At 67.4% G+C, this 12934-nt stretch carries 11 protein-coding genes and 1 tRNA gene; 2 read left to right on the top strand and 10 right to left on the bottom strand.

Features of this window, described 5'->3' with window-relative positions:
• Positions 1 to 38: 38 nt before the first annotated feature.
• From rpoB to AB0E85_RS06265, 10 genes are all read right to left on the bottom strand, one after another.
• Positions 39 to 3524 carry a DNA-directed RNA polymerase subunit beta gene (rpoB, locus tag AB0E85_RS06310; RefSeq protein WP_361923133.1) on the bottom strand — a complete coding sequence of 1162 codons (3486 nt, stop codon included), beginning with the start codon at positions 3522 to 3524 and terminating at the stop codon, positions 39 to 41.
• A gap of 571 nt (positions 3525 to 4095) precedes the next feature.
• The gene (rplL, locus tag AB0E85_RS06305; protein ID WP_030839722.1) at positions 4096 to 4479 is read right to left on the bottom strand and encodes a 50S ribosomal protein L7/L12; all 384 of its coding nucleotides are present in this window, start codon (positions 4477 to 4479) and stop codon (positions 4096 to 4098) included.
• 114 nt (positions 4480 to 4593) lie between these two features.
• Positions 4594 to 5124 carry a 50S ribosomal protein L10 gene (gene rplJ, locus AB0E85_RS06300; protein ID WP_361923130.1) on the bottom strand — a complete coding sequence of 177 codons (531 nt, stop codon included), beginning with the start codon at positions 5122 to 5124 and terminating at the stop codon, positions 4594 to 4596.
• Positions 5125 to 5433: 309 nt separating this feature from the next.
• Positions 5434 to 6261: a DUF1396 domain-containing protein gene (locus tag AB0E85_RS06295; RefSeq protein ID WP_361923127.1), complete on the bottom strand. Its 828-nt coding sequence runs from the start codon at positions 6259 to 6261 to the stop codon at positions 5434 to 5436.
• A gap of 94 nt (positions 6262 to 6355) precedes the next feature.
• Positions 6356 to 7213: a hypothetical protein gene (locus AB0E85_RS06290; RefSeq protein WP_361923124.1), complete on the bottom strand. Its 858-nt coding sequence runs from the start codon at positions 7211 to 7213 to the stop codon at positions 6356 to 6358.
• Between the two features lie 127 nt (positions 7214 to 7340).
• On the bottom strand, positions 7341 to 8066 hold the full coding sequence (rplA, locus tag AB0E85_RS06285; RefSeq protein WP_352101227.1) for a 50S ribosomal protein L1: 726 nt from the start codon (positions 8064 to 8066) through the stop codon (positions 7341 to 7343).
• 77 nt (positions 8067 to 8143) lie between these two features.
• Positions 8144 to 8578 carry a 50S ribosomal protein L11 gene (rplK, locus tag AB0E85_RS06280; RefSeq protein WP_003992325.1) on the bottom strand — a complete coding sequence of 145 codons (435 nt, stop codon included), beginning with the start codon at positions 8576 to 8578 and terminating at the stop codon, positions 8144 to 8146.
• 166 nt (positions 8579 to 8744) lie between these two features.
• Entirely contained in the window at positions 8745 to 9572 is an 828-nt protein-coding gene (gene nusG / locus AB0E85_RS06275) for a transcription termination/antitermination protein NusG (RefSeq protein WP_191846368.1), read from the bottom strand.
• A gap of 80 nt (positions 9573 to 9652) precedes the next feature.
• Positions 9653 to 9937 carry a preprotein translocase subunit SecE gene (gene secE, locus AB0E85_RS06270; RefSeq protein ID WP_030839741.1) on the bottom strand — a complete coding sequence of 95 codons (285 nt, stop codon included), beginning with the start codon at positions 9935 to 9937 and terminating at the stop codon, positions 9653 to 9655.
• A gap of 108 nt (positions 9938 to 10045) precedes the next feature.
• Positions 10046 to 10118, bottom strand: a tRNA-Trp gene (locus AB0E85_RS06265).
• Between the two features lie 306 nt (positions 10119 to 10424).
• On the opposite strand from AB0E85_RS06265, the gene AB0E85_RS06260 reads away from it, so the two are divergent.
• Both AB0E85_RS06260 and AB0E85_RS06255 read left to right on the top strand, forming a co-directional pair.
• Positions 10425 to 11651 carry a pyridoxal phosphate-dependent aminotransferase gene (locus AB0E85_RS06260; RefSeq protein ID WP_361923119.1) on the top strand — a complete coding sequence of 409 codons (1227 nt, stop codon included), beginning with the start codon at positions 10425 to 10427 and terminating at the stop codon, positions 11649 to 11651.
• 141 nt (positions 11652 to 11792) lie between these two features.
• The gene (locus tag AB0E85_RS06255; protein ID WP_361923116.1) at positions 11793 to 12824 is read left to right on the top strand and encodes an adenosine deaminase; all 1032 of its coding nucleotides are present in this window, start codon (positions 11793 to 11795) and stop codon (positions 12822 to 12824) included.
• The last annotated feature ends 110 nt before the right edge of the window (positions 12825 to 12934 follow it).

Genomic DNA, 12934 nt, shown 5'->3' with positions numbered 1-12934 from the left:
GGCCGGCGGCCTTCATGACGAAGGCCGCCGAACTCCCGTCAGACCTCTTCGACGCTGCTCGGCTCACGCCGGGACAGGTCGATGCCAAGCTCCTCCGCAGCGCGGAAGACGTCCTCGTCGGTGTCGCGCATCTCGATGGACATGCCGTCCGAGGACAGCACCTCCACGTTGAGGCACAGGGACTGCATCTCCTTGATGAGCACCTTGAAGGACTCGGGGATGCCGGGCTCGGGGATGTTCTCGCCCTTGACGATGGCCTCGTAGACCTTCACGCGGCCGGTCACGTCGTCGGACTTGATGGTCAGCAGCTCCTGGAGGGCGTACGCGGCGCCGTAAGCCTCCAGCGCCCACACCTCCATCTCACCGAAGCGCTGGCCACCGAACTGGGCCTTACCACCCAGCGGCTGCTGGGTGATCATCGAGTACGGACCGGTCGACCGGGCGTGCAGCTTGTCGTCGACCAGGTGGTGCAGCTTGAGGATGTACATGTAGCCGACCGAGATCGGCTCCGGGAACGGCTCGCCGGAGCGGCCGTCGAACAGCGGTGCCTTACCGGTCGGGAGCACCATGCGCTCGCCGTCGCGGTTCGGGATCGTGTGGTTCAGCAGACCGGCCAGCTCGTCCTCACGCGCACCGTCGAAGACGGGGGTGGCGACGTTGGTGCCCGGCGCGACCTGGTCGGCCTCGATGGCCTGGAGGCGCTGCGCCCAGTCGTCCGCGAGGCCGGAGACGTCCCAGCCGCGGCTGGCGAGCCAGCCGAGGTGGATCTCCAGGACCTGACCCGGGTTCATTCGGGACGGCACACCGAGCGGGTTGAGGATGATGTCGACCGGGGTGCCGTCCTCCAGGAACGGCATGTCCTCGATCGGCAGGATCTTCGAGATGACGCCCTTGTTGCCGTGCCGGCCGGCGAGCTTGTCACCGTCGGTGATCTTGCGCTTCTGCGCGACGTAGACGCGCACCAGCTGGTTCACACCGGGGGGAAGCTCGTCGCCCTCCTCGCGGTCGAAGACGCGGACGCCGATGACCTTGCCGGTCTCGCCGTGCGGCACCTTCAGCGAGGTGTCACGGACCTCACGGGCCTTCTCACCGAAGATCGCGCGCAGCAGGCGCTCTTCCGGCGTCAGCTCGGTCTCACCCTTGGGCGTGACCTTGCCGACGAGGATGTCACCGGCGATGACCTCGGCACCGATGCGGATGATGCCGCGCTCGTCGAGGTCGGCGAGGACCTCCTCGGAGACGTTCGGGATATCCCGGGTGATCTCCTCGGGGCCGAGCTTGGTGTCACGGGCGTCGACCTCGTGCTCCTCGATGTGGATCGAGGAGAGGACGTCGTCCTGCACGAGGCGCTGCGACAGGATGATCGCGTCCTCGTAGTTGTGACCCTCCCACGGCATGAACGCCACGAGCAGGTTCTTGCCCAGCGCCATCTCGCCGTTCTGGGTGGCCGGACCGTCGGCCAGGACCTGGCCCTCGATGATCCGGTCGCCCTCGTTGACGATGACCTTCTGGTTGACCGAGGTGCCCTGGTTGGAGCGGGCGAACTTGGCCAGCCGGTACGTGATGTACGTGCCGTCGTCGTTGGCGGTGGTGATGTAGTCCGCGGAGACCTCCTGGACCACACCGGGCTTCTCGGCCTTGACCACGTCGCCGGCGTCGACCGCGGAGCGGTACTCCATGCCGGTGCCGACGAGCGGGGACTCGGACTTAATCAGCGGCACGGCCTGACGCATCATGTTCGCGCCCATGAGGGCACGGTTGGCGTCGTCGTGCTCGAGGAAGGGGATCATGGCGGTCGCGACCGACACCATCTGGCGCGGCGAGACGTCCATGTAGTCCACGTCTTCACCGGTGACGTAGTCGACCTCGCCGCCCTTGCGGCGGACCAGCACCCGGGCCTCGGCGAAGCGGAGGTCGTCCGTCAGCTGCGCGTTGGCCTGCGCGATGACGAAGCGGTCCTCCTCGTCGGCGGTCAGGTAGTCGACCTCGTCGGTGACCTGGCCCTCGAACACCTTGCGGTACGGGGTCTCCACGAAACCGAACGCGTTGACCCGGCCGTAGGAGGCGAGCGAGCCGATCAGACCGATGTTCGGGCCTTCGGGCGTCTCGATCGGGCACATGCGGCCGTAGTGCGAGGGGTGCACGTCACGGACCTCGAAGCCGGCCCGCTCACGGGAGAGACCACCCGGGCCAAGAGCCGACAGACGGCGCTTGTGGGTGAGACCCGACAGCGGGTTGTTCTGGTCCATGAACTGCGACAGCTGGCTGGTGCCGAAGAACTCCTTGATGGAGGCGACGACCGGCCGGATGTTGATCAGGGTCTGCGGCGTGATCGCCTCGACGTCCTGGGTCGTCATCCGCTCGCGGACGACTCGCTCCATACGCGCCAGACCCGTACGGACCTGGTTCTGGATGAGCTCGCCGACGCTGCGCAGGCGGCGGTTGCCGAAGTGGTCGATGTCGTCGGTCTCGACGACGATCTCCGTACCGCTGTCGCCGACCGTCTCGGTCTCGCCCGCGTGCAGCTTCACCAGGTACTTGATCGTCGAGATGATGTCCTCGACGGTCAGGATGCCCGCGTCCAGCGGAGCGTCCGCACCCAGCTTCTTGTTGACCTTGTAGCGGCCGACCTTGGCCAGGTCGTAGCGCTTGGGGTTGAAGTAGAGGTTCTCGAGCAGCGTCTGCGCGGCCTCACGCGTGGGGGGCTCGCCCGGACGCAGCTTGCGGTAGATGTCGAGCAGCGCGTCGTCCTGGCCCTGGGTGTGGTCCTTCTCCAGGGTGGCGCGCATGGACTCGTACTCGCCGAACTCCTCGAGGATCTGCTCGGTGGTCCAGCCGAGCGCCTTGAGCAGGACGGTGACGGACTGCTTGCGCTTGCGGTCGATGCGGACACCGACCATGTCGCGCTTGTCGATCTCCATCTCCAGCCAGGCACCCCGGGACGGGATGATCTTCGCGGAGAAGATGTCCTTGTCGGACGTCTTGTCGATGGAGGAGTCGAAGTAGACACCGGGCGAACGGACGAGCTGCGACACCACGACACGCTCGGTGCCGTTGATGACGAAGGTGCCCTTGTTCGTCATGAGCGGGAAGTCGCCCATGAAGACCGTCTGGGACTTGATCTCGCCGGTCTCGTTGTTCGTGAACTCAGCGGTGACGAAGAGCGGGGCCGCGTACGTGAAGTCGCGCTCCTTGCACTCGTCGATGGAGTTCTTCGGCGGCTCGAAGCGGTGGTCGCGGAAGGTCAGCGACATCGACCCGCTGAAGTCCTCGATCGGGGAGATCTCCTCGAAGATCTCCTCGAGCCCGGACTTGGTGGGGACGTCCTGACCGTTCTCGAGAGCCTCCTCGACCCGACTCTGCCAGGCGGTGTTGCCGAGCAGCCAGTCGAAGCTCTCGGTCTGCAGCGCGAGCAGGTTCGGAACCTCGAGAGGCTCCTTGATCTTTGCAAAAGAGATGCGCAGCGGGGCAGTGCTGGCGGCGTTGTTCGTATTCGCGGTCGAGGCGTTGCGCGAGGCGGCCAAGAGGGGGTCCTTCCGAGGGCTCGGACTCACTACGCGCGTACCGGCCCCTCTCCCGTACACGGAGACAAGCTGTGCCTTGAGGGCCGAAAGGCCAGGTCAGGCATGTCTTGTCATCGATGCTCGGGCGAGGGCAGACCCCTGGTGACGGGCAGGGGACAGCTAACAGGCAGCGCAAAGGGTCAGTGTAGCCACTTGGCACACTGATGTCCAGTGCGGGTCCTGGAACCCGTGTTCACCCTCGTTGTTCCACTCCTGCGACAAGGCGCTGCCCTCAACGCACGTTAGTACTGCCCTCTTCGTCGTCGATCCATGCCTCGGATTCGGATCCTGTGACGACGCGTCCTGAGAATTGCGCGCTGCGTGCGGTTCGTCAAGGCCCCTCTGCCCGATCCGGGGCCGCCCGGAGACACGACGAAGATCACCATACCCCCCGTCACCGGGGCTTCAAGGCAACCGTGGCCCACCCCCGAGAACGCCGAAGAGCGACCACCCGGATGGATGATCGCTCTTCCGCGCTTACGCGTTACACGTCCGGCGGGACGTGTTGTGGATCCTGACGGATCCGAGGGTCTTACTTGACCTCGACGGAGGCGCCGGCGCCCTTGAGGGACTCGGCGGCCTTCTCGGCGGCGTCCTTGGCGACCTTCTCGAGAACGGGCTTCGGGGCGCCGTCCACGAGGTCCTTGGCCTCCTTCAGACCCAGGGAGGTCAGCTCACGCACGACCTTGATGACCTGGATCTTCTTGTCGCCGGCACCCGTGAGGATGACGTCGAACTCGTCCTGCTCGGCCTCGGCCTCGGCCGGGGCGGCGGGGCCGGCCGGGCCGGCGACGGCGACGGCCGCGGCGGCGGTGACGTCGAACTTCTCCTCGAACGCCTTCACGAACTCGGAGAGCTCGATGAGGGTCATCTCCTCGAACTGCGCGAGCAGGTCTTCCTGGCTGAGCTTCGCCATGATGGCGGTCCTTCCACTAAATCGGCAGGTGCCGGATGTACATGTGAGGCGGGCGTACGTTCGGCCCGCGACGGTCGCCGCGTTCAGGCAGCGGCGGCCGGGATGCGAGCCGAGTTACTCGGCACCGCCCTGCTCGTCCTGCTTGGCACGGAGCGCGTCCACGGTGCGGACGAGCTTCGAGGGAAGCGCCTGGAAGAGCTGAGCAGCCTGGGACTGCTTGCCCTTGAAGGCACCCGCCAGCTTGGAGAGCAGAACCTCGCGGGACTCGAGGTCCGCAAGCTTCTTGATCTCATCGGCGGACATCGCCTTGCCGTCAAGGACGCCGCCCTTGATGACGAGGTTGGGGTTGTCCTTGGCGAAGTCACGGAGACCCTTCGCCGCCTCGACCGGGTCACCGGTCACGAAGGCGACGGCCGACGAACCCGCAAAGAGGTCGTCCAGCGTCGTGATCCCGGCCTCGTTGGCCGCAATCTTGGTCAGCGTGTTCTTCGCCACACGGTACTGAGCGTTCTCACCGAGTGAACGACGCAGCTGCTGGAGCTGCGCGACGGTGAGACCGGTGTACGCGGTAACGACAGCAGCGTTGGAGTTGCGGAACTTGTCCCGCATCTCCTCGACGGCATCGACCTTGTCAGGCCTCGCCATGAGCCTCGGCCTCCTTCCGGGTGATTCGGACCGCGCGGACCCGAAGGAGGACTGGGGAAAACGAAACGCCCCGGCGCAAGCGCACGGGGCGTAGCTCGACCGGTCTCACGCACGCACGGGGCGGGCGGTTTCCGGGAGCTTCTCCAGTGTCACCTGCGCGGGTCGTCCGCCGTTCAGCGGATCCTTCGGCCACCGCGCCCTCAGATGAGCGCGCGGTAACGACCAGCGGTCTTTGGCTTCTGTAGGAGAGTACGGGAACGGATCGCCGTCAAGCAAATCCGCCCGTACGGCTGATCAGCGCCGGGCGGTTCAGCCCTGCCCCAGCTCCTTGAACATCTCGCCCAGGTCCGCGACTTCCTTCGTGGGCGGGGCCTCGACGGTGACCGGCTTGTTGTAGTCGAGGAAGGTGATGGTCATGTCCATCGGGCCCTTGTCGGCCTGGCCCTTCATGCGGAACTGCTTGGTGTGGTCCTCGCCGTCGACCCACATGTCCATCGTGAGCTTGTCGACGCCGAGCTTCTCGTACTGCTTGATGCTCTTCTCGCGCTGCTCGCGGGTCTCGCCCTTGCTGTCCTTGAGCGAAGCACGCAGGTCGGCGAGGGTGACCGTGCCCGTGTAGTGGGTGGTCTCGACGCCGTCGACCTTCTCGCTGCCGACCTCCTTCACGTCCTTGGCGCCCGTGAGGAAGGTGGACTCCGCCGCCGGGTTCTGCTCGGCCTGGCTCGTGGACCCCATCTTGTCCAGGTCCTTGGCCGCGTCGGAGCCGGAGAGGTCGAACTTCAGCCAGCGCTTGCCGTCCATCTCCTTGGCCATCTCGGCTCCCCCACCGAGATACATGGCCTTGTCGACGAGACGGATCTCCACGGTTTCACCGGCGGCCTGATCGGGCGCCTGCATCTTCATGCTCATGGCGATCGTGGGCTTCAGACGCATGGACGCCTCGCCCTCGACGCGGCCCGACTCCGGGACCGTGCCCTTCATGCGGTACTGGAGGGACGTGATGTCCTCCGTGTTCTTCGCCGCCTTGGCGACGGCCGCCGCGGGCGTCATCTCGGGCGACTCCTCGGAGCCGCAGCCGACAGCGCCGGCGGCGAGAAGCAGAGCGCCCAGGCCGGCGGCAGGTATGGATGTCCTCATTTGATTCCCCCCAAGGAATACATGCTTGCTTCACAGCAAGGCCGTGAGCCTATCCCAGAGGGGCACAAGTGATCTATCCGAATTGACGGAGGCCTCAGGGCGTACCGGTCCGCTTGCGCATCAGGTCCTCGAAGTCCCCGGTGTCGGACTTCGGGGGCCGCTCGGCCCGGACCGCGGCGCCGTAGTCGGCGTAGTGCGCGGTCTGGGTCATCAGGCCCGTGGTCATCCGCGCCTTCTCGACCTTCTTGACCAGGAGGTTCCGCTGGTCGACCCAGATGTCGACGGTCTCCGTGGTGACCCCGGCCTCGGTGAGCTGCTTCCGCAGTCCGGCATCGGCGACATCGGCCGCCGCCACGGTGCCGGACCAGTGCGTGGCGGCCTTCCCGCGGACGGTCTCCTCGCCGACCTTCCTGACGTCGCCCGACGACAGCAGGAGCTTCACCGACTGGTTGGGGGTGGTGCTGCGCATCTGGTCGCCGAGGTGGGGACCGGAGCCGCCGGCGAGGGCTTCGAGGTCGTCGTACGCGTACCGGATCCAGTGCTTGCCGCCGGTCTGTTCGGCGAACTTCTCGCCCAGGCGCGCGTAGTACGCGTCGGGCAGGTAGCGGGCCTCCATCGAGGTGGTGCCGAGTCGGCGCATGGTGTCGGCCACGGTGCCGCCGGTGTACGTGATGGTGAGGGTGCCGGTGATGCCGTCGCTCCAGCCGAGGGTGCCGTCGGCGGTCATGGACATCAGCGAGCCCATGGTGGTCGTGGACTCGACCCGGGCGGACCCGGCCCGCTCGGTGGCGCGCTCGGCGGAGCGCAGGGCCGCCAGGGACCGGCCGTGCGCGGCGCGGTCGTCCCGCCCTGGCTCGTCGGAGGAGTCCTGGGACGTGCAGGCCACCACCCCCGTCAGCGCGGTCGCCACCGCGAGCACCAGGCCCACGCGGCGCACGGTCGTGCCCTGCATACGTCCCCCCGTTCGCATCCGGTTCCCGCACGTTAACCCAGGCCACCGGCGTACGTACCGGAAAAGGGAACGGGCCCCGCACCTGTGAGAGGTGCGGGGCCCGTGACCGGTTGCGTGAGCCTCAGGCTCAGACCGCGGCCGGGTCCTCCTCGACGAGGAGGTTGCGGGTGCGGTTCGGGTCGACCGGAATGCCGGGGCCCATCGTGGTGCTGATGGCGGCCTTCTTGATGTAGCGACCCTTGGCGGCGGACGGCTTCAGACGGAGGATCTCCTCCAGCGCGGCGCCGTAGTTCTCCACCAGCTTGGTGTCGTCGAAGGACGACTTGCCGATGATGAAGTGCAGGTTCGAGTGCTTGTCGACGCGGAACTCGATCTTGCCGCCCTTGATCTCGGTGACGGCCTTGGCCACGTCGGGGGTGACGGTGCCGGTCTTCGGGTTCGGCATCAGACCACGCGGACCGAGCACGCGGCCGAGGCGGCCGACCTTGCCCATGAGGTCCGGGGTGGCGACGACGGCGTCGAAGTCCAGACGGCCCTTCGCCACCTCGTCGATCAGTTCGTCGGAGCCGACGATGTCGGCGCCCGCGGCCTCCGCGGCCGCAGCACGGTCACCGGTCGCGAAGACCAGGACCCGGGCGGTCTTGCCGGTGCCGTGCGGAAGGTTCACGGTGCCACGGACCATCTGGTCGGCCTTGCGCGGGTCGACACCCAGGCGGAAGGCGACCTCGACGGTGCCGTCGAACTTGGTCGTGGAGGTGTCCTTGGCGAGACGGACGGCCTCGAGCGGGGCGTAGAGCTTCTCCCGGTCGACCTTGGCGTCCGCAGCGCGAAGGGACTTGCTGCGCTTGCTCACTACTGCTCCTGTGGATTCTTAGGAGTCGTGGTCCGGGCCGAGCAGGCCCTGCCACTTCTGCTGATGGAGGTTGGGGCTCAGCCCTCGACCGTGACGCCCATGGAACGGGCGGTGCCGGCGATGATCTTCTCGGCGGCGTCCAGGTCGTTGGCGTTGAGGTCGGGCATCTTCGTGGTGGCGATCTCACGGACCTGGTCACGCGTGATCTTCGCGACCTTGGTCTTGTGCGGCTCGCCGGAGCCCTTCTCGATGCCCGCGGCCTTCAGGATCATCTTCGCGGCCGGCGGCGTCTTGGTGATGAAGGTGAAGGAACGGTCCTCGTAGACCGTGATCTCCACCGGGATCACCCAGCCACGCTGCGACTCGGTCGCGGCGTTGTAGGCCTTGCAGAACTCCATGATGTTCACGCCGTGCTGACCCAGCGCGGGGCCGACCGGCGGGGCCGGGTTGGCGGCACCGGCCTGGATCTGGAGCTTGATGAGCCCCGTGACCTTCTTCTTCTTGGGAGGCATAGCTCTCCGGGTCCTTTCGATTCGGGTCCTGCCTGCGCCCGGGGACCACCCGGATGCAGGCATACCGCACAACGATAACGGGTATAGATGCGCGGCCAAAAACCGAGCAGGTCAGGCAAGCGCCGGAGCGATCGCCTGACCTGCGCGGAAGCGGTGAGTCCGGAAGTTAGTTCTTCTGGATCTGGTCGAAGGAGAGCTCGACCGGCGTCTCGCGACCGAAGATCTCGACGAGGCCCTTGACCTTCTTCGAGTCCGGGTTGATCTCGTTGATGGTCGCCTGAAGCGTGGCGAACGGGCCGTCGGTGACGGTGACCGAGTCGCCGACCTCGAAGTCCAGCACCTGGACCTCGACCTTGCGCTGCGGAGCCGGCTTGCCCTCGGCCTCGGCGGCCTCGCGGGCGGCCTTCTCCTCGGCCTCGGGGGCGAGCATCTTGACGATCTCGTCCAGGGTCAGCGGGTACGGGTCGTAGGCGTTGCCCACGAAGCCGGTGACGCCGGGGGTGTTGCGGACGACGCCCCAGGACTCGTTCGTCAGGTCCATGCGGACGAGGACGTAGCCCGGGAGCTTGTTCTGCTTGATCGTCTTGCGGTCGCCGTTCTTGATCTGGACGACCTCTTCCTGCGGCACCTCGGCCTGGAAGATGTAGTCCTCGACGTTCAGCGAGACGGCGCGCTGCTCCAGGTTGGTCTTCACGCGGTTCTCGTAGCCGGCGTAGGTGTGGATGACGTACCACTCGCCGGGCAGGACGCGCAGTTCCTCGCGGAGCTTCTCGATCGGGTCGCGGTCGTCCTCGGGCTCTTCCTCGACGAGTTCTTCCGCGGCCTCTTCGCCGTCCTCGGTCTCCGCCTCGGCGGCGTCGCCCTCGACGGCGTCGGCAGCCTCGACCTCGGCGGAGGCCTCGGTGTCCTCGTTGTCCGCGCCCTCGACGATGTCGAGCTCGTCCTCGACGGACTCGACCGGCTCGATGGCGTCGTTCACGTTCGGGTCAGACACGGTGGCTGCTTCTTCCTGGATACATGGGGGTGGAACATGCGAAAGGAGCGCCGGGTACCTCGGCGCTCTTCGCGGACTGCTCAGCCGAACACGTACTTCGCGGCGTTGCTGAGCCCATAGTCAATCACGGTGACCAGGCCGATCATGATGACGACGAAGATGATCACCACGGTCGTGTAGGTCGTCAGCTGGTTGCGGGTCGGCCAGACGACCTTGCGCAGTTCCGCGACGATCTGGCGGTAGAAGAGGGCAAGGCGCTTCAGCGGGCCCTTCTTGCCACGCTTACCACCCTTGCGGGTCTTCTTCGACTCCGGCGCCTCGTCCTGGGCATCAGGCATGTCGATGGAGCCCACGGCGTCCGTCACTCGTCCTCACCTGATTCCGGGTCGTGGCCGTGCCGCGCCCGGTCTGAGCCGCACGGCGGTGCATTGCTGTACGTACATGCGCACACATCCTGGCGAAGGTGTGTGTAGCAGGGCCGGAGGGACTTGAACCCCCAACCGCTGGTTTTGGAGACCAGTGCTCTACCAATTGAGCTACGACCCTTTGTGTGCCACCCAACGTACCGCATCCGTCCGGATGCTTGGTGTGCACCGAACGGGCGCGGCCTGCGAGAGGCCAACGAGGTGAGAGTGTACGTGCTCCGCGGCCGGTCGTCGAACAGAAAGGGCCCGCGGCAGGGCTCGTTGGCGGAAGATCGCCTCCGGAACGGCGGGCGGACTGACGGGATTCCGCTGAAGATCGCGCAGGCCGCGCAGGAGATCCGCACTGTTGTTCAGGGGTTTGCCCGAGGTTGTTCAGTCTGTGAAACCCCCGTGCCGCGCGCGTTTCCGGTCTGAAACGATGGGCCCCATGAGCGCTGCAACCCCTCCCACCGAGCGCCGGGTCTCCGCCCGAGTCGGCGCGATCTCCGAGTCCGCCACCCTCGCCGTGGACGCCAAGGCCAAGGCCCTCAAGGCCGCCGGGCGGCCGGTGATCGGCTTCGGCGCCGGTGAGCCCGACTTCCCGACTCCGGACTACATCGTCCAGGCGGCCATCGATGCCTGCTCGAACCCGAAGTACCACCGCTACACGCCGGCCGGCGGCCTCCCCGAGCTGAAGGCCGCGATCGCCGCGAAGACGCTGCGCGACTCGGGCTACGAGCCGGACGTCTCGGAGATCCTGGTCACCAACGGTGGCAAGCAGGCCATCTACGAGGCCTTCGCCGCGATCCTCGACCCGGGCGACGAGGTCATCGTGCCCGCGCCGTACTGGACGACGTACCCGGAGTCGATCCGGCTGGCCGGGGGTGTCCCGGTGGAGGTCGTCGCCGACGAGACGACCGGCTACCGGGTGACCGTCGAGCAGCTGGAGGCGGCCCGTACGGAGAAGACGAAGGTCGTCCTCTTCGTCTCGCCGTCCAACCCGACCGGCGCGGTCTACAGCGAGCACGAGACCGAGGCGATCGGCCGCTGGGCCGTCGAGCACGGCCTGTGGGTGATGACCGACGAGATCTACGAGCACCTCGTCTACGGCGATGCCTCCGCCGTGTCGCTGCCTGCGGTGCTGCCGGAGCTGCGCGACAAGTGCGTCGTGGTCAACGGCGTCGCGAAGACGTACGCGATGACCGGCTGGCGCGTCGGGTGGATCATCGGCCCGAAGGACGTCGTCAAGGCCGCGACCAACCTTCAGTCGCACGCCACGTCGAACGTGTCCAACGTCGCCCAGGCCGCCGCGCTGGCCGCTGTCTCCGGTGACCTGGACGCCGTGGCGACCATGCGTGAGGCCTTCGACCGACGCCGCAAGACCATCGTGCGGATGCTGAACGAGATCGACGGCGTGCTGTGCCCGGAGCCGGAAGGCGCGTTCTACGCGTACCCGTCGGTGAAGGCGCTGGTCGGCAAGGAGATCCGGGGCAGGCGGCCCGAGAACACGGTCGAGCTGGCCGCGCTGATCCTGGAGGAGGCCGAGGTCGCGGTGGTCCCCGGTGAGGCGTTCGGCACGCCCGGGTACCTGCGGCTGTCCTACGCGCTGGGTGACGAGGACCTGATCGAGGGCGTGAGCCGGATCCAGAAGCTGCTGGCGGAGGCCAGGGACTGATCCAACCTACTCATGTGAGTAGCTTGAGCGGGCCGTTCCCCTTCCGGGGAGCGGCCCGTTCTTGTCGTGTGTGCGTGCGAGCAAGACCACGTTCGGGGAAAACGCTGTCGGGACTGCTGAGGCATGCGGCAGGATCTTTGGATGGAGCGTGTACGTGATGTCTCTGAGCTGCCGAAAGCCCATCTGCACCTGCACTTCACCGGGTCGATGCGGCCCTCGACCGTGCTGGAACTGGCCGACAAGTACGGGGTGCGGTTGCCCGACGCGCTGACCGAGGCGCTGGTCGGCGGGGAACCGCCGAGACTGCGGGCCACGGACGAGCGGGGCTGGTTCCGCTTCCAGCGGCTGTACGACGCGGCGCGTTCGTGTCTGCGGGAGCCGGAGGACATCCAGCGGCTGGTGCGGGAGGCCGCGGAGGAGGACGTGCGGGACGGGTCGGGGTGGCTGGAGATCCAGGTCGACCCGACGTCGTACGCACCGCGGCTGGGCGGGCTGATCCCGGCGCTGGAGGTCATCCTGGACGCGGTGGAGACCACGTCGCGGGAGACCGGGCTCGGGATGCGGGTGCTGGTCGCGGCCAACCGGATGAAGCACCCTCTGGACGCGCGGACGCTGGCGCGGCTGGCGGTGCGGTACGCGGACCGGGGCGTGGTCGGGTTCGGGCTGTCGAACGACGAGCGGCGGGGGATGGCGCGGGACTTCGACCGGGCGTTCGGGATCGCGCGCGAGGCCGGATTGCTGTCGGCGCCGCACGGGGGTGAGCTGGCGGGACCTTCGTCGGTGCGGGACTGTCTGGACGACCTCGGAGCGAACCGGGTGGGGCACGGGGTGCGGGCCGCGGAGGACCCGCGGCTGATGAAGCGGCTGGCGGACCGGCAGGTGACGTGCGAGGTGTGCCCCGCGTCGAACGTGGCGCTCGGGGTGTACGAGAAGCCGGAGGACGTGCCGCTGCGGACGCTGTTCGAGGCGGGTGTGCCGCTTGCCCTGGGCGCGGACGACCCGTTGTTGTTCGGGTCGCGGCTGGCTGCGCAGTACGAGATCGCGCGGCGGCATCACGGGTTCACGGACGCGGAGCTGGCGGAGGTGGCCCGGCAGTCGGTGCGGGGGTCGGCGGCACCGGAGGATGTGAAGACGAAGCTGCTGGCGGGGGTGGACGACTGGCTGGCGTCGTAGCGGGCTGACGCGGGGCGCGTGGCGCCGGGTGGTGGGTCGGGGCCGCGCCGGGGGGTGTCCGTCCTCGGAACGTCGCGATGGGCTTGCACGCCGACTGACTGTTCGTTGAC

The organism is Streptomyces sp. NPDC029044 (assembly GCF_040637495.1).
GTDB lineage: Bacteria > Actinomycetota > Actinomycetes > Streptomycetales > Streptomycetaceae > Streptomyces.
Note: the sequence above shows the minus strand (reverse complement) of the source record. Positions and strands in the feature narration are given on the sequence as shown.

Excerpts from the sequence above, each read along its gene's own strand:
- rplL (WP_030839722.1), bottom strand. The coding sequence starts at position 4,479 with ATGGCGAAGCTCAGCCAGGAAGACCTGCTCGCGCAGTTCGAGGAGATG.
- rplJ (WP_361923130.1), bottom strand. The coding sequence starts at position 5,124 with ATGGCGAGGCCTGACAAGGTCGATGCCGTCGAGGAGATGCGGGACAAG.
- AB0E85_RS06295 (WP_361923127.1), bottom strand. The coding sequence starts at position 6,261 with ATGAGGACATCCATACCTGCCGCCGGCCTGGGCGCTCTGCTTCTCGCC.
- AB0E85_RS06290 (WP_361923124.1), bottom strand. The coding sequence starts at position 7,213 with ATGCAGGGCACGACCGTGCGCCGCGTGGGCCTGGTGCTCGCGGTGGCG.
- rplK (WP_003992325.1), bottom strand. The coding sequence starts at position 8,578 with ATGCCTCCCAAGAAGAAGAAGGTCACGGGGCTCATCAAGCTCCAGATC.
- AB0E85_RS06260 (WP_361923119.1), top strand. The coding sequence starts at position 10,425 with ATGAGCGCTGCAACCCCTCCCACCGAGCGCCGGGTCTCCGCCCGAGTC.
- AB0E85_RS06255 (WP_361923116.1), top strand. The coding sequence starts at position 11,793 with ATGGAGCGTGTACGTGATGTCTCTGAGCTGCCGAAAGCCCATCTGCAC.